Genomic DNA, 20,444 nt, shown 5'->3' with positions numbered 1-20,444 from the left:
GGAGGCAGTATGACGACCAGCGCCACGACCACCAGCGCCGACATCACACCCGAGATCCTCGACGGACGGTGGCGCAGCCCGTTCGCCGCCGAGGTCTTCCCCGGGATCTACGGCATCGACGACTTCTGGCTGCGCAGCCCCTTCTGGGCCATCCATTTCAACTCCTACAAGGACCCCGGCTGCCGGGAACGGCTCTTCGAGCTGATCATCACCGGCTTCTTCGACGTGCTCGGCCCGAGCACGGTGACCGCGGGCGCCAGGGAGGTCGACTTCTCCCGCACCAAGACCTGCCTGCGGCTGTTCGACGACGGCCTCATCGCCGCCGCCGAGGAGGTGAAGGCCGGCAGCGGCCACTGGGAGAAGGGCCAGTGGCAGGACGTCTCGATCGGCGGCTGCCCGCCGATCGACCTGCCGGGCGTCGACGAGTGCCCGCTGGAGTACGACCTGCTGGGCATCGACGGCGACCGCCTCTACTTCGGGCAGCGCCACCACGACGAGGCAGGCTCGATCTGGACGCGCCGCTCACCCGGCCTGCTCGACTACTACGTCGTACGCGTGACGGGCGAACCACCACAGGTCGGGCACGGCGCCGCATGGGGACCCGCGGAGTGGTTCCGCCTGACCAGCTCCTACCCGACCAGAAGTGGAGACACGCTGTGACCACCACCCAGGCGGCGGTCGTCGAAGGGCCGGGAGCGCCCTTCACGCTGCGCGAGGTCGACCTCGACGACCCCCGGCACGGCGAGGTCCTCGTCCGGATGAAGGCGGCGGGCATCTGCCACACCGACCTCACCGTCGCCGCCGGGCTCATCCCGTTCCCGCTGCCGGGCGTGCTCGGCCACGAGGGCGCGGGCGTGGTCGAGGAGGTGGGGCCCGGCGTGACCAAGGTGCGCCCCGGCGACCACGTCGTGCTCACCTTCACCTCCTGCGGCGCCTGCGCCTCCTGCCGGGTCGGCCACCCCGCCTACTGCACCACCTGGATCCCGCAGAACCTGATCGGCGGCAAGCGCGCCGACGGCAGCTCTCCCATCAGCAGGGACGGCACGCAGCTCGGCGGCCGCTTCTTCGGCCAGTCCTCGTTCGCCGAGCTGGCGATCGCCGACCAGCGCAGCGTCGTCAAGGTCGGCGACGATCTGCCCTTCGAACTGCTGGCCCCGCTCGGCTGCAGCGTCCAGACCGGCACGGGCGCGGTCTGGAACACGCTCAGGCCCGAGCCGGGCTCCTCGATCGCGGTCATCGGCACCGGCTCGGTCGGCCTGGCCGCCGTCATGGCCGCGGCGCTCATGCCCGTCGGTGAGATCATCGCCATCGGCCGCCGGCAGGACCAGCTCGAACTGGCCACCAAGGTCGGCGCCACCCACACCGTCGACAGCGGCCAGGCCGACATCGCCACCGCCCTGCGCGAGATCACCGCCGGAGCGGGCGTCGACTACGTCGTCGAGGCCGTCGGCAACCCCGACGTGCTGCGCGCCGGCATCGAGGCGCTGGCGCCGCGCGGCGCGGTCGCCGTCGTCGGCGCGCCGCCGTACGGGGTGGAGGTCTCCATCGACGTGCACCGCCTGCTGCCGGGCCGGCGCATCCTCGGCGTCTGCGAGGGCGACAGCGACCCCGACCGGCTCATCCCCCTGCTGGCCCGGCTGATCAGGGCAGGCCGCCTGCCGATCGAGCCGCTCGTCAAGGAGTACCGCTTCGCCGACATCCAGTCGGCCGTCGAGGACTTCAAAGCCGGCAAGAACCTCAAAACGATCCTGCGTTTCGGCTGAGAGGCAATCCCACCATGGAGACATTCGAGCTCGGTGACTTCCGGCTCACCTCGGGCGCCACCCTTCCCGCGGCCCGCCTGGCCTACCAGACCTTCGGCGAGCTCAACGCCGCCAAGGACAACGTGATCGTCTTCCCGACCTTCCTCGGCGCGCCCCCCGAGGTGCTCAACGGATGGATCGGCGAGAACCGCCCGCTCGACCCGAGCAGGTACTTCATCGTGCTGCCCGGCCACTTCGGCCTGGCCCCCTCCTCCGCGCCCAGCAACACGCCCGCGCCGTTCGCCGGGCCCGCCTTCCCCGAGGTCTCCGTCGCCGACGACGTCATCGCCCAGCGCACCCTGCTGGCCGAGCGGTTCGACGTGCACGAGGTCCGCCTGGTGCTCGGCTGGTCGATCGGGGCCATCCAGGTCTACGAGTGGGCGCTCAGGTTCGGCGACGCCGTCCGGCGCATCGCCCCCATCGCCGGCGCGCCGACCCCGCCCCCGTGGACCAAGCTGTGGCTCAGGACCGTCGTCGAGGAGCCCATCACCGCCGACCCCCACTGGAACGGCGGCGCCTACCAGGACGCGGCCGCCGTCAGCGGCGGCCTGGCCAGGGTCGCCCACGGCTCCGCGCTCACCGCGCCGCCGCGCGGCTTCTACTACGGGCACGCCGAGGTGTGGCGCACGCTCGGCTTCGACAGCGTCGACGGGTTCGTGCAGGGCTTCTGGGAGGGCTTCTGGCTGCCGCAGGACCCCAACGACGTCGTCGTCCAGGCCCGCAAGGCGCGCACGTCCTGGCCCGGCGCCGACGGCGAGACGCTGCGCGAGGTGCTCGGCCGCATCACCGCCAAGGCCACCGTCGCCGCGCTCACCGGCGACGCCCTGTTCCCGCCCGAGGAGTGCAGGCAGTACGCCGGCTGGATCCCCGGCGCGCAGTTCAGGGAGATCGACAGCGTCTACGGTCACCTGGCCACCTTCGGGCTCAGCGAGCAGGACGTGAAGGCGATCGACGACGTCATCAGGCTCGCCCTGGAAGGCTGAGGGAGGCCCGCCTTGTCACAGGCAGAGTTCGTCAGGTTCCTGCGGGCCGCCCGCGACAGCCCCGCCATGCTCGACCGCTACGCGCCCATGGACATGTCGCGGATGATGTTCCACGCGCGCGGCGACGGGTTCCGCTTCACCATCGCCGAGGCCGGCCAGGTCATCGGCAGGCTGGAGGTCGACGTCGTCGTCGGCAAGGACGGCGAGCCGTTCGACGGCTCCAGCGGCCTGTGGCGGCAGATGTGGGCCCGGCGCTACCTCGACTATCTGGTCCACGACGTCGTCTCCCGCTTCACCGACGAGGAGCTCTCATGAGCGCGGCAGGACTGGTCCGGTTCCTGAGCGGGCTGGCCGACCAGCCCGAACTGCTGGACAGTCTCAAGGACAAGCCGAAGAGCGAGGTGATCGCCGCCGCGGGCGCGGCCTTCACCGAAGAGGAGTTCAACTCCTTCGTCTGGGATCTCGAGGAACGCCTGGCCAAGTCGCGCGGCGAGGCCTTCGACGCGGAGTTCTCCCTCTGGCACCTGCTGTGGGGCCAGTACTACCTCGAGTTCCTGGTCCACGACCTCGTGCCCACCCTCGACAGGGAGCATCTGCTATGAACGGGTTGTACCTCGGGCGGGAATGGAACGTCGAGCACGACCGGCGCGCCAAGGTGAGCGACGCCGAGCTCCGCTACACGGTGCTCGGCGAGGGCGAGCCGGTGCTGTGCATCCACGGCACCAGCATCGCCGACAGCCTCATCACCCCGCTGCGCTTCCACCAGCCGCTGCTGGACGACTACCAGTTCATCAGCTACTACCGGGCCGGCTACAACGGCAGCACCCTCCACAAGGACGCCCTGAGCATCGAGGAGGGCGCCGAGCACGTCAGAGAGCTGCTCGACCACCTCGGCATCGACAAGGCGCACATCATGGCCTTCTCCTTCGGCGGGGTGATCGCCTTCCAGTTCCTGCTGTCGCACCCCGAGCGGGTGCGCAGCGCGATCCTGCTGGAGCCTTACCTGCCGCGCGAGGAGCCCCAGGCGATCCAGGCCAACATCGACGCCTTCATGGGCGCCATGAAGCTCTACGAGAGCGGCGACAAGCTCGGCGCCGCCCAGCGGTACATGGAGTCGGTGTGCGGGCCGAACTTCCTGTCGGCCGTGGAGATGACCGGGCCGCTCGACGTGTGGGAGCGGGTCGAGGAATGCGTGGACACCACGTTCACCGTCGACTTCCCGGCGATCTCGCAGTGGGGCTTCAAGCCGTCCGAGGCCGACAGGCTCGTCGCCGGCAAACCGGACATGCCCGTGCTGGCCGTCATGGGCCTGGACAGCGAGTCGGCGATGCCCGGATTCAGGGAGACCCAGCGCTTCCTGATGAACTGGCTGCCGCAGGCCGAGCGGTGCGGCATCCCCAACGCCACGCACGGGATGCAGAGCATGAACCCGGTCGCCGTCGCCGAGGCGGCGCACCGGTTCCTGCGCAAGGTCAGCGCGTCCGCCTAGGGGCTCAGGCGCGCGACAGCCGGTCGGCCTGCCTGATCGGTTCCGGCAGCCGGTAGGCGGGCGTCATGCGCAGCACGTGGGCGCAGGCGTTGTCGAGGCCGATCCGGTTGCCCTGGGACACGTACACCGGTCTCACCCCGTCGCGCGTGCGCAGCGCACGGCCCACGACCTCGCCGTCGAGCAGGATCGGGCTCCACGATCCCCGCTCGGCGGCGGGGTCGTCGCACGCGCCGACGAAGGCGGTCTTGGCCACGCCGATCACCGGCAGGCCGGTCAGCACGCCCAGATGGCAGGCCAGGCCGAAGCGGCGGGGGTGGGCCAGGCCGTAGCCGTCGCAGACCAGCAGGTCCGGCGCCACCGTCAGCCGCTCCATGGCGGCCAGCAGCGGCGGCAGCTCCCTGAAGGCGAACAGGCCAGGCACGTAGGGGAACGCGGCGGGCCCGCGGGCCACCGCGCTGTCGACCACCCGCAGCGTGTCGGCCTCCAGGACCACCACGGCGCCGGTCACCTCGTCGCCCTCGGCGGCGTAGCCGACGTCGAGCCCGGCGACGAACCGCACCCGCTCCGGGCCGGGGTCGGACAGGTCGACCAGCGGACGCAGCCGCTCCTGTTCGGCCTCGGCCTCGGCGATCGTGGTGGGCCATGGAGGTGCGCTCGTCATCCCGACATCCAACCGCGTCCCCCGCGCCCGCGCATCCCGTCGCCCTCCACCCGCCGGACGTCCTCCGCGCCCGCGTATCCCGTCGCGCTCCACCCGCCGGACGTCCTCCGCGCCCGCGTATCCCGTCGCGCTCCACCCGCCGGACGTCCTCCGCGCCCGCGTATCCCGTCGCGCTCCACCCGCCGGACGTCCCCCGGCTCGCGTATCCCGTCGCCCTCCGGCCGCCCGGCGACACCGGGCGCGCGTCGGGGCGATGTCACCTCAGCCGCCGGCGCCTTCCGGACGGCGCGCGGCGATCAGGGCCAGCACCCCGATGGCCAGCATCGGCCAGCTTCCCGTGACGGGGAAGTAGAACACGCACAGCGGGACGCCCATGGCCAGCATGTACCACCCGAGCTGCGCGGGCACCCGCCCCGTCGTCCGTACGGCGTGCCGCGACATCGTGCCGAGCGCCAGGAACGCGATGCCGGAGATCATGAACCACACGCTCGACTCGCGTACCCAGAAGTCGGGTAGCGCCGTGTCGGCGACGCCGCGGAAGAAGCCGTCGGCGGCGATCGCGGCCCAGGCGTTGGGCTGGAGGAACGCCCACCCGAAATGGAGCACCGCCAACCCGATGATCAGCCGCGGGACCCAGCGGTTCAGCCCGTTCATTCGTCGTCTCCCCGGTTGTCCGGCGCCAGGCGCAGGGCCAGCGCGTAGATCTCTCGCAGGTCCTCGGCGGGCAGCGGCGGCACGACCTGCTGGGCCCCGACCAGCACCAGGTACAGCAGGTGGGCCAGCGGGCCGGCGTCGGCCCGCCGGCCGACGAGCCCGCCGCACAGGGCGGTCAGGTAGTCGATGCGCAGCCGGTCGACGCGTTGCTGGAGCGCGTGGACCTCGTCGTCCTGCGCCGCCCACGCGCGCATCGCGATCTCGAGGTCGTGGCTGCCGCCCTTGTCCTCGAGCACCAGGGTGACGAGGTGATCGAGCTTGACGGACGCCGCGTCCGCGACCGCCTCGGCACTGTCGATGTAGCGGCTGGTGTGCTCGGTCTCGAAGTGCCGCAGCAGGTCGGTCTTGAAGCCCGCCATGCCCTTGAAGTGGTGGTAGAACGACCCCTTGGTCAGGCCGAGGTCGCCGCACAGCCGCTCGATGGTCAGCGCGGGCGCGCCGTCCTCACCCAGCACCCGGAGCCCTGCCTCCAGCCAGTCACGCTTGCTCGCCATGGTGAACCTCTCTTGTCCGCGTCACCGTACCATACGGAATGGTATGTTCCCGGCGCCTGCCGTCCTTTGCCGCGCGCATCACGGCGTCACGACGGCATGGCGCTCGGGCCGGGGGCGACGGTCGAGTAGGAGCCGATCTTCTCCTTCACCGGCACCAGCGCCCGCACCGAGCCCGCCCTGCTGAAGGTGAAGGTCATCGGGATCGAGCCCGTCGGCCGCACGCCGGTGACCTGGGCGATCGGCTGGTCGAGCCCGACCAGCCGCCCCGGCGGCAACACGACCGGCGCGGCCAGCTGGACCGACCCGCCGCCGCCGTCCACGGTGACCCGCTCGAGACGGTCGGGCTGCCCCTGGTCGTTGATGATCACGGCGTACAGGGGCAGCGTGGCCGGCGGGGGCTGCCCGGGCGCGCCGGCGAGCAGGAAGACGTTGCGCAGGTGCACGTCGTGGTGGCTGACGTTGGCACCCTCGTTCTGCGGCTGGTGGAACCGCGTGACATCGTCGAGATCGTGGGTCACGCCGGTGCACCCGCCGGTGGCGAGGCCGAGGCAGAGCGCGGTGGCCGCGATGACGCGAAGAGCCGGCACGGCAACCCTCCTGACGCGAGGAGCTGGAACTGTCGCGCTACCCACGCCCGTCCCCCCGTAACCAGAGACCGGGAGGGCCCCGCCGCGGCGGGTCACACCACCTCACGCTCCCCTTGCGGTGTAACCGGCCGCGCGGTACACGCGGTCGTCGCGAGGGCGCGTCCCGGCTTTCCGGTGGCGCCCGCGTGATGCGGCCGGGCCGGAAGCGGAAGAGCCGGGCGCGCCTCCTCCCATGCTCGGACCTGGGTGTAGGTAGCCGGCGGCTACCGGGGTGGTTCACGTGGCGGTTGGCGGGCCGACCGTGATGAAGCGGCTTCCGGACATCCAGGAGCCCCTTTGGACATTCACCCTGCGCGGCAACAGGTCGGCGGAGATCTTGTCTCCCGCGTCGCGGTGCCGTGAGAAGTCGGCGTGCAGCCTGACGCGGCGGTCCGGCCTGTCCGTGGATCGTCAGAAGGCCGATCCATCCGGGGTGGCGACGGCATGTACCGGAGTGTCGATCTTCGTGCTCGACCTCGGTGCAGGCCGAGGGCGGGACGAACTGGTGTTCCGTGACGGGGACGCTCGCAGCTCCTCGGTCCTGCAGTCCGCGGTGAGCGGCGTCCACCGCTGCACCCCGCCGTCGCCAACTGCGCCAGAAAGCCTCCTCTCCGGCCCAGTGCTACGATCTCCACCGTAATTCGTACATAGTTGTTCGAGTTATGGGAGGACTTCCGATCATGGATGGAGGCGCGCACGGTCGTGGTGCTGAGCATGGATGCCAAGGTGGTTCTGCTGGCGGCGGGCCTGATCTTTCTGCTGGCGTTGCTGCTGGGCGTATGGAAGTATCGCCAGATGGCCACCTCTGCGGAGCATGTGGCTCACCCCTACGTGGACGTCGCACATCGAACCGCCTTGCTCTATTCGTTCGCGACGCTGCTGCTCGCGGCGTTCGTCGAGCTGAGCGACTGGCCGTCGTCGGTCGACCTGATGGCGGCGGGGGTCATGATCTTCTTCTTCGTGGCCGCGATCGGGACCTACGTTTACCACGGCTGGCGTCGTGACACCGACAATCAGTTGCGCCATCCCGTACGCGGCACGAGCGCGTTCATGGTCTCTCTGATCGTCGGTGAGATCGGCGGCTTCGCCGTACTGCTGGCTGGATTCGTTCGGGCACAGCTTTTGTAAGTGGGGCATCGGTCTCTGCCTCGGCCAACGTTGAGGACCCCCTGAGGGACTTGCAAACGAGGCCATACTTACGGCGACTCCGCGGCTGCCAGGGAGCGCCGACGTCGCTCCACGAGGAGGAAACGGACGACGATGAAGCCGATACTCGCCGCAGCCGCCGCCCATACGATCGTCTTCCCTATGGTCTCGACCACCTCGTTCCTGCCGGGCGCGAGCACGACCATCTGGACGGCGGCGCCGACCGGCACGGTCAAGCGTGCGAGCAAACCGATCACTCCCGACCGCTTGACGTATGTACCAACGGCTCCCAAGGGCGCTCCGAACACGACACTGGCGACCCACCACAGGGGCGGTTCGGACTCGTACCAGGGGAATTGCTCGCCGCTACGGATGGTGTCCACGATGCTGTAGGCGGCTGTGGCCGCAAGAAGGGCCAGTGCGCCGGCGGCGGCACCGCCCCGCGCCAGTGCGGTGGGGCGGCTCTCCCCGGCACGTGTGACCAGCCACCCCACTGCGACCGCCAAACCCGCCCAAGCCCAGCCGGAGTCGAGCAGCACGCTCATGATTTCCGCGATCGACCACCCGCTGGTGGTGTAGGCACGGCTTGAAAGGTCGGCGTAGCTGTGGGAGAGGGCGTTCACGAGGGAGGTTGCCGCGCCGAATCCCGCTCCGACCGCCAGGGCGCTCACCAGGATCTCTACGGGACGGGTCACGCGTGAGCGGTCCTGCCATCGACTGTCCTGCCGCTGATCGTTGGTCACGGTGCCTTCCTACCGCACGGATCACGCTGTGCAGGCGGATATTCCATGCGATCCAGGGATCAGCCGCATGTGCCGGTTGGTGGCATGTCCATGAACGGCCAGACCGCGCTCACCTCAATCTCCTGTCAACCGGCTGTCAATCCGAGCGGGCCACAGTCAGGGCCATGAAGACGATTTTCGCCGCCCTCCTGCGGATTACCGGTCTCGGCGTCACCGCCTGCGGCGCCTCGCCCATGGGCTGCTTCCGGCAGCAGGGCCGCTGATGGGACCGCTCAAACGCCCGCTGGCCAGGCCGGTGGCAGGTAGCAGCCCGCCGTGGCCGGCGCCTCCAACCCCGCCGGCAGAGGTCTTCGACCCTCCAAAACGCACGGTGCTTCCACCCCGACCGCTCACCGCCGCCGCAAGGTAGAAGATCGCCGCAGGTCGCAGAGGGTGGAGTGCATCCGAGTCAAGGCCGGGTTTCGGTCCGGTCGGGCAGTCGGGCGTCCACGGGGCGATAACGCGCGGGAGACGTGTTTGCCCAGGTCGGGCTGCTCTACTTTGCCCCTGGTGGCCCCGACCCGAGTCGAGGGCCGGGACCCTGGGCGGATACGGGCCACGCCGGAACGCCCCGGCGTGCCAGGGCCTTGGGACTCTCCTCCCGGGCGGCAACGCCAAGCACTGATCCGCGAGGTCATCCGAACCGCCTGAACGGGCCGGACCGGCCTGTTCAGGCGACGACAGGTTCGCCGCTCAGCGCGACACCGGCCCGGCGCAGTTCGTCCAGTGCGGTGCGCGTGGTGTCGGCAGCGACGCCGGCGGTGTAGTCGAGCAGGACCCGCACCGTGAAGCCCGCGCGCGCTCCGTCCAGAGCGGTGGCCTTCACGCAGTGGTCGGTCGCGATGCCGACGACATCGAGGTCGGTGATGTCACGGGCCTTCAGCCAGGCGGACAGTGTCGTGCCGTCCTGGGTCGAGCCCTCGAAACCGCTCTTGGAGGCGGAGTGAGCGCCCTTGAAGAAGACCTCGTCGACGTGCCCGGAGTCGACGGCGGGCGCGAAATCCGGATGGAACTCGCTTCCCTCACTACCGACGACGCAATGCACGGGGAATGAGTCCTGGAAGTCGGGATTGTCGGAGAAGTGGGCGCCCGGATCGATGTGGTGGTCACGGGTGGCGACGACGAAGTCATACTGTCCGTCGGCGCGCCGGACCAGCTCGGCGATGGCGGCGGCTCGATCCGCGCCGCCCTTCACTGGAACGCTGCCGCCCTCGCAGAAGTCCTTCTGCACATCGACGATGATCAGTGCACGACTCACGGAAAATCCCCTTTTCTCGGTCTATTCGCCGATGATCACCCCGCCGTCGGCGGGCGGGCACACCACGATCCGGACGTTCACCGACCGGTGTGGCGCGCACGGCCACGCGGTTCACCCCGCCGGATCCCGGATCACATCCACTCGATTGTGACATTGAGTATAAGCATTCTCACTCTACGTGTTCGCGCTGGGGGCAGCTCGGTCGCCGGACCGTACGGCCGGCCGAAACCGCGGCCGGTCCCTGAGGGCAGCGCAAGGAGTAGCACTCGCCCGCCCACTCATGGCGCCACCCGGCGCCAGCGCCACACCGCGCTGGCGCGGGTGTTCCTTCTTGGAACCGTTGAGTTTCTCCATCGCGAGGGCGAGCGCACCCGCCCTGGCTGGCTAACGGCACCGGCCGTCCGGTTGCTGCCCGCCCTATGGCGGCGGAACTGCCGGAAGGAACCGCGGCCGTGCCGTGTTGTCCCGTGAAGCCGTGGCGTCGCGCCTGGCGGTCAGGATGGCTGAAGTTCGTCGAAAAGGGCGAGGGCTTCGGTGGGGTCCGGGCTCACGAGGCGTTCCAGCCCGGCCATCGTGATCTTCGCCCACCTGCCGGCCCGTGCCCACATCTGTTCCTCGAAGGCGCGGACGGCCTCGTCCAGTTCGCCTGGGCCGGGGGCGGCGACGGACTCGGCGAGTTCGGCGCCTTCCAGCATCGCAAGGTTCGCGCCCAACCCGAGTGGGGGCATCAGGTGGGCGGCGTCGCCCAGTAGCGTCACCCCGGGGACGTGGGCCCAGGTGTGGGACACGGGCAGGACGTAGAGGGGGCGGTGGACGAAAGCGGTGCCGTGGCGGAAGAGGTCGAGGACGGGAGCGGCCCAGCCGTCGAACAGAGCCAGCATGCTTGATCGCACGGCCTCGACGTCGGCCAGGTCCAGGCCCGCGTCCATGCCCGCGCGCCGGTTGAGGCCCATATGCCGGTCCGGGTTCGTGTGCCAGTCCAGCGGCGCGCGGAACTGGGCGTACACCTTGACGTGGCCGCCGCTGTTGCGCTGGGCGACGAGGCCGCGGTTCACGCCGTACACAGCCATGGAGCCGTCGCCGATCAGCCGGGCGAGGTCGGGGTGGCGGGTGTCGACGTCGTCCAGGGAGGTCTCGACAAAGGTGACGCCGGTGTAGTGCGGCGTCACGGACGAGACCGCCGGACGGACCCGGGACCAGGCGCCGTCCGCGCCGATCACGAGGTCGAACGTCTCCTCTCGCCCGTCCGCGAAACGGACCAGCACGCCATCCCCGGTCCCCGGCACCACCTCCGTCACGCCCCGCCCCCACTGAACGTCCAGAGGGCCGAGCAGCAGGTCACGGAGTTGCCTGCGGTCGATCTCGGGATTGGCCCGGTCATCAGGACGGGGTTGCCAGTCGCGTAGGACGGTCCCGTCCACGTCCAGGATGCGCATGGCCTGCCCTTCGGGACGGGACAGCGCCTGGAACTCCGTCAGCAGCCCCGCCTTGCCCAGCGCGAGTTGGCCCAGATTCTCGTGCAGGTCCAGCGTGCCGCCCGGGGGACGGGCGTCAGGGGCGGGATCGCGTTCGAGGACGGTGACGGGGTGACCGTGGCGGTGCAGGACGCGGGCGAAGGTAAGGCCGGCGGGGCCGGCTCCGATCACGGCGATACGATGTCTCATATCGATACACTGTATTTTGCCGAGACGCTGTATCGCAACAGTACGATGTAACCCATGACTGTGTGGGACCGGCCGGAGCCGCCGACTCGCCCCGCGCCACTCGACCGCGAGCGAATCGTCGCCGCCGCCATCGCGCTGGCCGACGAGGGCGGGCTGGAGGCGGTGTCGTTGCGCAAGGTCGCCGCCCGGCTGGACGCCGGCCCGATGCGGCTGTACGGATACATCTCCACCAAGGAGGAGCTGTTCGACCTCATGGTGGACGAGGTCCACGCCGAGATCCTCCCCGAGGAGCAGCCCGGCGACTGGCGGGAGGTGCTGCGCATCCGCGCCGACCGCACCAGGCAGGCCGCCCTCCGTCACGAATGGCTGGCCGACCTGCTCGGCGGCCGTCCGAGCCTGGGCCCGAACGCCCTCGCCGTGACCGAGGCCACGCTGGCCGCCCTCGACGGCCTCGCCGACCTCGACACCGTCATGCGCGCCGTGGAGACCGTCAGCGCCTACTTCACCGGCGCGATCAGGCGCGAGATCGCGAACCTGCGGGCCGAGCGCGCCACGGGCCTGTCCAAGCGCGACTGGCAGCGCGCCTACGGCCCGCATGTGAGCAGGATGCTGGCCACGGGCCGCTTTCCCGCGCTGGCCAAGGCCGTGCACGACGGCACCGAGGTGGACGCCGAGGAGTCCTTCTCGACCGGACTGGACTGGGTCCTCGACGCCGTGGCCGCCAAACTCGCCCGGCCGCCGGCGTGACACGGCACCGTCGGCAAGGCCTGGCCGGTGTCCGTGCCGAGTCGGCCCAACCTGGCGAGCAGCAGCCGACTGGCCCGGCGGCCACGCCCGCACAGGCAGCGCCCCCACCGCGAGCACTCCGCCACGACAGAAATCACCGGCATGGGGGCGAGGTGCGAAACCGAGAGGCTCATCCCTCGACGTCACCGCGTAGAGTCTCCTTCATGCAGGGCATGATCACGATCCGCGAGGCGGGACCAGGCGACGGGGACGTCCTCGGCGAGATCCATGCGATCTCCTGGGGCATCTCGCACGGCCCGTTGTGCACCCCGAAGGTCGCTGCCGCCGGTATCCAGGAGCGGCGCACCAAGTGGGACGCCATCCTCGCCGAGGGCAAGGACACAGTTCTGCTCGCGCTCCTGGATGATCGTCCAGGCGCCTTCGCCCGCTTCGGGGCCTCCTCCTTCCGCCCCGGCCTCGCGGAGATCCACACCTTCTTCGCCCACCCAGACGTCTGGGGCAGCGGCCTCGCGGCGGCCTTGCTGGCCGCCATCTTGGACCGGCTGCGGGACGTCGGCCATGACCGCGTGCATCTGTGGACGCTTCGGGAATCAGCCCAGGCGCGCCGTTTCTACGCCAAGAACGGCTTCGGCGAGACCGGCAGGCGACACAACCACGACTTCGGCGAGGGCCCTCTGCTTGCCCTCGTGGAGCTCGAGCGAACCGTGCCCCGGCCCCGACTGTGACGGCCGTGCGGCAGGCCGCAACCGAGATGTGGAAGTCGGCCGGTTTGCTCACCCCGCCGGCGACCGAGGCGAACGCGGCCTCGTAGGCCGGACCCATGGCGGCCGCCGCGGTCGCCCTGAACGCAAGAGGCCCGACCAGGGTGGACCCCGGCCGGGCCCGGCTGGCTACTCAGTTCGGCAGGCTCAGGAATTCCGGTGCGGTACGCACCGGGGGTCGCGCCGGCGTGCCGCACGACCGCGCCCGGGTGACATGCGGGGACGGTACCCCCAGCGGTGCCGGTCGGAACCGTCATCCTCTGGTGACGAGGTGGAGGGGCTTGCGTTCCGGCAGGCGCCGGGACGCGGCGGCGGCGCGCTCGCGCCACCACAGGAGACCGTTGGCGTCGGCCTGACGTTCGAGCGCGCTCAGGTGGGCGGCGGCCGTTTCGTGCCTGCCGATCGCCGCGGCCAGCAGGGCCAGGTACCAGTCGACCGGCCCCATGCAGACGACCGCGGAGAGGGCGGAGACACGGCCGCTGTAGGGCAGGAGGGTGTCGTAGATGGCGCGGCATTCGTGCGGGCGGCCCAGCGCGGCCGCGGCGGCGGCGCGCAGGCAGACCATGGACAGCCACGACCAGTCGCGGCGCGGCGCGGGGCGCGGGCCGTCGTTCAGCAGCCTGGCTTGGCCGACGCGGCCCTGGGCGCACAGCTGCAAGGTCCGGACGTCGTGGCCGAGGGTGGGGTGGACGGCGTGGACGGCGTCGATGAGCGGGCCGGCCTCGGCCATCGTTCCCTGGTGGAAGCCGAGGCCGATGCGGCCCATGGCGACGGCCTGGCGGGCGTGCCAGACGCCGAGGTGGGCGGACTGGGCCTCGGCGTCGTCGTACAGGAGGGCGGCCTGGTCGAACCGGCCGTCCATGGCGAGCCGGTTGGCCCGCCACAGGGTGTGTTGCAGGCGTGGCCAGGGCAGCGGGAGGCGTTCCAGCAGGGTGTCGCAGCGGGCGGCGGCGCGGTCGGCCGCGGGCAGGACGAACGTTTCGAGGTGGTGGTGGGTGTCCATCATGTGGGCGAGCAGTTCGAACTCGGGAGTGTTCGTCTGTGCCGCGAGGTCGTGCAGTTCGGCGGAGATGCGCTGCAGTTCCGGGAGATGCCGTGGATGGGGCAGGGCGAGGTGGCGGGCGTTGAGCGCGAGCATGCGCAGGTGCGGGTCGCCCAGGCGGCGGGCCATGGCGACGGCCTCAGCGGACAGGTCGTCGCGACGCGGGTCGCAGGTGCCGTCGTACAGCTCCTGAGCCAGCCCGGCCAGCAGCCTGGCCCGCTCGGGAGAGTCGGTGGCGGGCAGGTCGCGCAGCGCGGCCTCGAAACGTCGCACGAGCCTGAGATCGACCGGCTCGTACGGGTCCCGTAACGTCCACAAGGCCGGGACGTCGAACGCGGTCAGCGCGCGGACCACGAGGCCGGTCCCTCGGTCCCCGCGGTCGGCGACGCGGAGCGCCACCGCTCTGGCCCGGCGCGCGGCGATCGGGTCCCCGGCGTTCAGGCACGCACGGGTCCTGCGCAGGAGGAGTTCGACGTGTTCGGCCGGGTCGCCCCCTGAGGCGTCGTGGGCGGTGACCGCCCTGTCCCACCAGGTGGCCGCCTCCTGGTAGGCGAGATGCATGTCCGCGTGCTCGGCGGCGGTCACGGCCCAGCGGACGGCCTCGCCGTACGCCGCAGGTCCCGCCTGGACCGCGTGGCGGGCGATGACGGCCACCTCGGTGGAGGGACGGGAGGACAGGGCGGTGGCCAGATCCCGGTGGATGGCCGCCTCGCGCAGGGGCGCGATGCCGCGGCGCACGGCCTCGCGGACCAGGTCACAGGCGAACGCCAGGCGGCCGGCCCCGTCGGTCCTCAGCAGTCCTCCGCGGACCGCCTCGTCGAGCAGGCCGTACGCCTCGACTCCGGCGACCTCGGCCACCAGCGCGGGATCGAAAGCTCCGCCGATCGACGCCGCGACCGCCAGCACCTCCGCCATCCCGGGCAGGGGCGCAGGCCACAGCCGCACCAGTTCGGCGACCGCGTCGGGGACGGCGTCCAGGTTCCTCGCCCGGATGCTCTCGCGGACGAGGAACGCGTTGCCTCCGGTGAGCCGGGTCGTTCTCTGGGCGGACGCCTCGTCCAGGTGCACTCCCAGGTCGGCGGCGACGGCACGCACGGCGTCGGCGCCGAGGCCGGTCACGGGCACGCGGACCAGGTCGTAGCGCGCCCAGGTGGTGAGCGGGCCGTCGAAGCCGGTACGGAACGCGGTCACCAGGGTGATCGCGGCGTCCTTCGCCAGGACGAGAAGGTCCCTGAGGAGACCGAGCGAGGCGGGGTCGGCCCACTGAAGGTCGTCCAGGATGATCACCAGCGGGCGGGACCCGGCGGCGGCGATCAGCCGTCGGGCGACGGTCCGGCTCGCGCCTGGCGGTGCGGCGTGCCCGTCCGGCCACTGGTCCTGTGGCGGCGCGACCAGGTGGTGATCCTGCGCCGGGCAGTGCTGCTCCAGCGTGTCCAACACCTGGATCCACGGCCACAGCCGCGGTGTCGTCTCGTCGTCGTGGCAGCGGCCCCAGAGGACCAGCTGCCCCAGCCGTGTCGCGCAGAGCTCGGCGAACGCCTCCAGCAGGAAGGTCTTGCCTGCGCCAGGGTCCCCGGTCACCGCCGCGACCGACAGCCCGGCGTGCGCGGCCCGGCCGGCCGGCGCCAGCAACGCGGCGAGCTCGCCGTCGCGCCCGCGCAGCACCCGCCCCGGCACGGGACCGACCTCGGGCGTCGGGCGGGGCTCGGGCGTCGGGCGGGGCTCGGGCATCCGGCTGGTCTCGGGCGTCGGGCTGGTCTCGGGCGTCGGGCGGTGCTGGGGCGAGGATGCCAGGGCGGTCTCGGGGGCGGCCAGAAGCAGGACGGCGTCGTGCGCGACGGCGGCCAGCGAATCGGCCTGGTGGAGGATGTCACGTTCCATGGCGCGCAGCTCGGGGCCCGGGTCGAGGCCGAGCTGGTCGGCCAGCAGGTCGGCCGCGCGCCGGAGCACGGCCAGCGCCTCCGCCTGACGCCCCGTGCGGTACAGCGACAGCGCGAGCAGGCACCACAGCCGCTCGCGCAGCGGGTTGGCCATCGTCTCGGCCTCCAGGAAGGCGAGCACGGCCTGCGGGCGGCCCAGGTCGAGCAGCGTGCGGGCGTGCCGTTCGACGGCGGTGAGCCGCAGCTCGTGCAGCCGGCTCACCTCGGTGAGCGCCCATAGCTGGTCGCCGAACTCCTCGTACGGCGCGCCCCTCCACAACCCCATGGCCTCCTCCAGACAGACCAGCGCGTCCCCCGGCGAACGCAGCTCCGACCGGCCCACCAGGTCGGCGAAGCGGACCGCGTCCACCCGGTCCGTCGCCAGCAGGTAACCGGGCGGGCGGCCGATCAGCAGGGTGGGCCTGGTGCGCGGAGGGCGTCGGGGTTCGAGCGCGCGGCGCAGGTTCGACACGTACGAGTGGAGCGTCGCCAGGGCGCTGGGCGGCTGCGCGTCGCCGTACAGGTCGTGGAGCAGGGCGTCGGCGGAGACCACCGCGCCCCGCGCGATCAGCAGCCGGGCCAGTACGGCGCGCGGGCGCGGACCGCCCAGCTCGACGGGTCCTCCCTCGGCGTCGCGCACCTCCAAAGAACCCAGGACTCGAAATTCCACCTGTACTCGCTCACGCCTTCTCGGACGGGACGAAGGCCACGTGGCCGGGCCGGACGGCAAGCAGCACCCCGAGCGCGGCGTACCCGACGACCAGGTGCCCACCGCCCACCCAGCGCGACACGTCCTCGCCGAGCACCAGGTAGGAGGGGACCGTCACGACGGCCCAGCTCTCCGCGACCAGCGGCCACCAGCGCAGCTTCCCGACCCACCGGCCCGCGACCGCCAGCTTCACGCTGATGGCTGCCATGCCCAGCATCGACAGCGGCCAGCAGAGGTCGAGCGCGGCCAGCCAGTCCGCGTTCTTCACGTCGTCCGGCAGGACGCCGTGCAGGAACGACCAGACGCTGGCCATGCCCAGCAGGACCGCCTCGACCCTGAGCGCCACGGCGGCGGCGCGGGAGGTTCCGATGGCCTGGGTCCTCATCTGCACCCACAGCAGGCAGAACACGCCGAGCTGGAACAGCAGGCCGGTCAGGTCCACGACGCGCTCTCCCACGCCGACGCCGGTCGAGCCGAAGACGAAGATGGCCGCTGCCCAGGAAAGCGTGCCCGCCGTGAGCCCGGCGCCGGCGAGGCGGACGGCGGCGACGCCGATCGGTCGCCGGCCGGTGCCCGGCGAGCCGTTCATGCTCTGGAGATCCGTGCGAGCCTTGGCCGGCTCGTCTGTGATGCGGGCGTCCATGCTTTCCCTCCGGTTGCGAATGGCGACGGTGTCCACGATGCGCGTCCGCCGTCCCGGGCAGGCAGGGTCGCCCGTCCCCACTCAGGTCCCGGCGCTCCGCCCGCTGTCCCGGGACAGGCTGTCCCGGGACATCAGGACACGAACCCGGCGACAATGCTCGGGTGATGAATGCCGGACCGGCAGGGATCCCGGCGTCGAGTTCTGCCCGCCGGCCCGTGGTCCTGCCGGTGGCCGTGACGGTGTGCGCGGCCGCGCTGCTGGTCGGCACCGTGCTGCTGGACGTCGGCAACGCCGGCGTGGCCCTTCCGCCGAACAGCGACCTCGACGAGGCCGGCTGGCCCTCCGCGCTGGCGGGGCTGGCCCAGGCCGTGCCCGGCGCGCTGTTGCTGCGGCGGCTGCCCCGGCATCCGGTCGCATGGGTGCTGACGCTCTCCGGGCTCGCCTGGGCGCTGAACGGCTTCCTCGGCGCATGGGCGGTGCACGCGATCTACGTGTCCCCTGGCGCGCCATGGGCCGCTTTCGCCTACTGGTTCTACGCCCGGTTCGGCGCCGCGCTGCTGATCGGGCTGCCGCTGCTGATCCTGCTGTTCCCTGACGGGCGCCTGCCGTCCGGAAGAGTATGGCGGTGGCTGTCGGCGGCGAGTCTCGCGCTGACCGCGCTGCTGCCCGCCGTCTGGGCGTTCGCGCCGATGGAGGTGCTGACCCGCTACGACGCGGCCCCGCTGCCTCCCGAGATCGCCCGGCTCGACCTCGACCCGTTCAGCGTCGGCCTGCCCTACGAGGTCTGGCTGCCCGTGCTCGAAGTCGCCAGGGCCGCGGTGCCGGTGAGCCTCGTGGTGCCTTTCGCGGTCATGGTGCACCGTTACCGCGTCGCGGATCCGGAGCGGCGGGCGCAGATCCGCTGGCTGACCTGGGCGGCGCTGGTGGGCATGTTCGTGCTGCCGCTGCCGCTGGTGGCACCGCCGGAGCTGCCGCCGCTGCTGCTGTGCGCTGCGCTCGGGCTCACCTCGGGCGCCGTCCTGGTCGCGGTGAGCAAATACCGCCTGTACGACATCGACCGGCTGCTGCCCGCGACGTTCCTGTACGGCGTGCTCGCGGTCGCGGTGGTGGTGATCGATGTGGCGGTGTTCACCCTCGCGGGCAGCGTGCTCGGCGAACGCGACTCCGCGCTGGCCGCGACCGCGATCGTGGCGGTCGCCTACTCGCCGCTGCGCACCTGGCTGTGGCGGGCGGCACGGCGGCTCGTCCGCGGGGCGCGCGATGATCCGTACGCGATGGTCTCCACCCTCGCCCAGCGGCTCGAGCTCGCCATAGAGCCGGACGAGCAACTCCTCGCCCTGGCCCGGACGGTGGCGGAGGCGTTCCGGTTGCCGTACGTGCGGGTGGAGATCGAGCGGCCGGGCGGCGTGCGGTCCGTGGTCGAGCACGGTTCACCGCGCGGCCCGTCGGTCTCGCTGCCCGTCGCCTACCGCGCCGAAGCGGTGGGCCGCCTGGTGCTGTGCGGAGCCGACCTGACGGAACGCGACCAGCGGCTGCTCGGCGACCTCGTACGGCAGGCCGCCGCGGCGGCCAGGGCCAGCGAGCTCAGCACCGACCTGCAACGCATCCGCGCCCAGCTCGTGCTCGCCCGTGAGGAGGAGCGCCGCCGGCTGCGCCGTGACCTGCACGACGGGCTCGGGCCGAGCCTGGGCGCCGTGGCCCTGCGCATCGAGACGGCCCGCAACCTGGCCGCCACCGCGCCCGCGGAGTCCGATCGCATCCTGGAGCAGACGGCCGCCGAGGTCTCGACCGTGCTGGCCGACGTCCGCCGTCTGGTGCACGACCTGCGCCCGCCGGCGCTCGACGAGCTCGGCCTGCTCCGCGCGGTGGAGCAGCAGGCCGGCCGCGTCCGCGCAGGCGGCCTGCACGTGGTCGTGTCCGGCGACGGGCTCGCCCCGCTGCCTGCCGCGGTCGAGGTCGCGGCGTACCGTATCGTGTCGGAGGCGCTGGCCAACGTGGCACGGCACGCCGACGCCGCGCGCTGCGACATCTCACTCGGCGTGCGGGACGGGGCACTGGAGGTGCTCGTGCGCGACGACGGCTCCGGCATCGAACCTGACGTCGTGGCCGGGGTCGGCATGCTGTCGCTGCGCGAACGCACCGCCGAGCTGGGCGGAGACTGCGAGGTCAGCTGCCCGCCCGGCGGTGGCACGCTCGTGCGCGCGAGGCTTCCGCTGGAGCAGACCATGGAGGTGGCAGGTGTCCGATGAGCCGATCCGCGTGCTGCTCGCGGACGACCACCCGATCTACCGCGACGGGCTGGCGGTGCTGCTGGGCTCGATCCCCGGCATCGACGTGGCCGGCACCGCGGCGACCGGTCTGGAGGCGGTGGAACGCGCCGCCGCCCTGCAGCCCGACATCGTCGTCATGGACGTCGCCATGCCCGGCCTCGACGGCATCGAGGCGACGCGGCGCGTGGTCGCGGACAGCCCGCACATCGGCGTCCTCATGCTGACGATGTCGGAGGAGGACGCCACCCTGTTCGAGGCGATGCGCGCAGGAGCCCGCGGTTACCTGCTGAAAGGCGCCAACCAGGCCGAGATCGTCCGTGCCATCCAGGCCGTCGCCCACGGTGAGGCCATTTTCGGCCCCTCGGTCGCGCGGCGCGTGGCCGAGTACTTCTCAGGCCCGGCCACCAGGCCGGACGACACCACGTTCCCGCAGCTCACCCCGCGCGAGCGGGAGATCCTCGCGCTGATCGCCGCAGGCCGGTCCAACCCGCAGATCGCGGCCGCCCTGTTCCTGTCACCGAAGACCGTGCGCAACAACGTCTCCAACATCTTCGCCAAGCTGCACGTCGCCAACCGGGCCGAGGCCATCCTCCGCGCCAGGGACGCGGGACTCGGCCGCTGATCCCCATGGCCGTCCCGCGGCGACACCGGGACCTGCCACCGAGCCCCGAACGCAGGCGCGGGGCCCCGGGGTAACCCGGGGGCGGCGCGGGTTTCCGGGGGGGGACTTGGGG

The 20,444-nt window shown here is 71.7% G+C and carries 20 protein-coding genes; 11 read left to right on the top strand and 9 right to left on the bottom strand.

Features of this window, described 5'->3' with window-relative positions:
• Positions 1–9: 9 nt before the first annotated feature.
• The 6 genes from ABZX22_RS09715 to ABZX22_RS09690 are packed head-to-tail and all read left to right on the top strand — an operon-like array spanning position 10 to position 4,274.
• Positions 10–660, top strand: a complete 651-nt coding sequence (locus tag ABZX22_RS09715; RefSeq protein WP_354907202.1) for a hypothetical protein — start codon at positions 10–12, stop codon at positions 658–660.
• Positions 657–1,763: an NAD(P)-dependent alcohol dehydrogenase gene (locus ABZX22_RS09710; protein WP_354907201.1), complete on the top strand. Its 1,107-nt coding sequence runs from the start codon at positions 657–659 to the stop codon at positions 1,761–1,763. Before ABZX22_RS09715 ends, ABZX22_RS09710 begins: the two co-directional genes overlap by 4 nt.
• Before the next feature lie 14 nt (positions 1,764–1,777).
• The gene (locus tag ABZX22_RS09705; RefSeq protein ID WP_354907199.1) at positions 1,778–2,785 is read left to right on the top strand and encodes an alpha/beta fold hydrolase; all 1,008 of its coding nucleotides are present in this window, start codon (positions 1,778–1,780) and stop codon (positions 2,783–2,785) included.
• A 12-nt stretch (positions 2,786–2,797) separates the two neighbouring features.
• Entirely contained in the window at positions 2,798–3,100 is a 303-nt protein-coding gene (locus ABZX22_RS09700) for a hypothetical protein (RefSeq protein ID WP_354907198.1), read from the top strand.
• Entirely contained in the window at positions 3,097–3,387 is a 291-nt protein-coding gene (locus ABZX22_RS09695; protein ID WP_354907197.1) for a hypothetical protein, read from the top strand. The genes ABZX22_RS09700 and ABZX22_RS09695 overlap by 4 nt, the downstream gene beginning before the upstream one ends.
• On the top strand, positions 3,384–4,274 hold the full coding sequence (locus ABZX22_RS09690) for an alpha/beta hydrolase (protein WP_354907196.1): 891 nt from the start codon (positions 3,384–3,386) through the stop codon (positions 4,272–4,274). Before ABZX22_RS09695 ends, ABZX22_RS09690 begins: the two co-directional genes overlap by 4 nt.
• 4 nt (positions 4,275–4,278) lie before the next feature.
• Here the strand turns inward: ABZX22_RS09690 and nfi are convergent, their stop codons facing one another.
• From nfi to ABZX22_RS09670, 4 genes are all read right to left on the bottom strand, one after another.
• Entirely contained in the window at positions 4,279–4,935 is a 657-nt protein-coding gene (gene nfi, locus ABZX22_RS09685; protein ID WP_354907194.1) for a deoxyribonuclease V, read from the bottom strand.
• Positions 4,936–5,196: 261 nt separating this feature from the next.
• The gene (locus ABZX22_RS09680) at positions 5,197–5,589 is read right to left on the bottom strand and encodes a DUF6463 family protein (RefSeq protein WP_354907193.1); all 393 of its coding nucleotides are present in this window, start codon (positions 5,587–5,589) and stop codon (positions 5,197–5,199) included.
• Entirely contained in the window at positions 5,586–6,143 is a 558-nt protein-coding gene (locus tag ABZX22_RS09675; RefSeq protein ID WP_354907191.1) for a TetR/AcrR family transcriptional regulator, read from the bottom strand. Before ABZX22_RS09675 ends, ABZX22_RS09680 begins: the two co-directional genes overlap by 4 nt.
• Before the next feature lie 86 nt (positions 6,144–6,229).
• Complete coding sequence (locus ABZX22_RS09670; RefSeq protein WP_354907189.1) at positions 6,230–6,730, bottom strand: hypothetical protein; 501 nt, start codon at positions 6,728–6,730, stop codon at positions 6,230–6,232.
• Positions 6,731–7,453: 723 nt separating this feature from the next.
• Between ABZX22_RS09670 and ABZX22_RS09665 the strand changes: the two genes are divergently transcribed.
• Positions 7,454–7,897, top strand: coding sequence for a hypothetical protein (locus tag ABZX22_RS09665; protein WP_354907187.1), 444 nt, complete (start codon positions 7,454–7,456; stop codon positions 7,895–7,897).
• A gap of 68 nt (positions 7,898–7,965) precedes the next feature.
• Here ABZX22_RS09665 and ABZX22_RS09660 read toward each other — a convergent pair whose 3' ends face one another.
• The 3 genes from ABZX22_RS09660 to ABZX22_RS09650 form a co-directional block, all read right to left on the bottom strand.
• Entirely contained in the window at positions 7,966–8,658 is a 693-nt protein-coding gene (locus ABZX22_RS09660) for a hypothetical protein (RefSeq protein ID WP_354907185.1), read from the bottom strand.
• Positions 8,659–9,367: 709 nt separating this feature from the next.
• Positions 9,368–9,955 carry an isochorismatase family protein gene (locus ABZX22_RS09655; protein ID WP_354907184.1) on the bottom strand — a complete coding sequence of 196 codons (588 nt, stop codon included), beginning with the start codon at positions 9,953–9,955 and terminating at the stop codon, positions 9,368–9,370.
• 494 nt (positions 9,956–10,449) lie between these two features.
• Entirely contained in the window at positions 10,450–11,619 is a 1,170-nt protein-coding gene (locus ABZX22_RS09650) for an NAD(P)/FAD-dependent oxidoreductase (RefSeq protein WP_354907182.1), read from the bottom strand.
• Between the two features lie 54 nt (positions 11,620–11,673).
• Between ABZX22_RS09650 and ABZX22_RS09645 the strand changes: the two genes are divergently transcribed.
• Both ABZX22_RS09645 and ABZX22_RS09640 read left to right on the top strand, forming a co-directional pair.
• Positions 11,674–12,366, top strand: a complete 693-nt coding sequence (locus ABZX22_RS09645) for a TetR/AcrR family transcriptional regulator C-terminal domain-containing protein (protein WP_354907181.1) — start codon at positions 11,674–11,676, stop codon at positions 12,364–12,366.
• A 203-nt stretch (positions 12,367–12,569) separates the two neighbouring features.
• Positions 12,570–13,091: a GNAT family N-acetyltransferase gene (locus tag ABZX22_RS09640; protein ID WP_354907179.1), complete on the top strand. Its 522-nt coding sequence runs from the start codon at positions 12,570–12,572 to the stop codon at positions 13,089–13,091.
• Positions 13,092–13,380: 289 nt separating this feature from the next.
• Here ABZX22_RS09640 and ABZX22_RS09635 read toward each other — a convergent pair whose 3' ends face one another.
• Both ABZX22_RS09635 and ABZX22_RS09630 read right to left on the bottom strand, forming a co-directional pair.
• Positions 13,381–16,758 carry a BTAD domain-containing putative transcriptional regulator gene (locus tag ABZX22_RS09635; RefSeq protein WP_354907178.1) on the bottom strand — a complete coding sequence of 1,126 codons (3,378 nt, stop codon included), beginning with the start codon at positions 16,756–16,758 and terminating at the stop codon, positions 13,381–13,383.
• 10 nt (positions 16,759–16,768) lie between these two features.
• Positions 16,769–17,440, bottom strand: a complete 672-nt coding sequence (locus ABZX22_RS09630; protein WP_354907177.1) for a hypothetical protein — start codon at positions 17,438–17,440, stop codon at positions 16,769–16,771.
• Positions 17,441–17,604: 164 nt separating this feature from the next.
• Between ABZX22_RS09630 and ABZX22_RS09625 the strand changes: the two genes are divergently transcribed.
• Positions 17,605–19,689: a sensor histidine kinase gene (locus ABZX22_RS09625; RefSeq protein ID WP_354907176.1), complete on the top strand. Its 2,085-nt coding sequence runs from the start codon at positions 17,605–17,607 to the stop codon at positions 19,687–19,689.
• Positions 19,679–20,332, top strand: coding sequence for a response regulator transcription factor (locus ABZX22_RS09620; protein WP_354907175.1), 654 nt, complete (start codon positions 19,679–19,681; stop codon positions 20,330–20,332). The genes ABZX22_RS09625 and ABZX22_RS09620 overlap by 11 nt, the downstream gene beginning before the upstream one ends.
• Positions 20,333–20,444: the final 112 nt, after the last annotated feature.

The sequence above is a fragment of the Nonomuraea sp. NPDC003804 genome (genome assembly GCF_040610675.1).
GTDB lineage: Bacteria > Actinomycetota > Actinomycetes > Streptosporangiales > Streptosporangiaceae > Nonomuraea.
The sequence above is the reverse complement of the archived record's forward strand: the minus strand, read 5'-3'. Positions and strand labels throughout refer to the sequence as shown.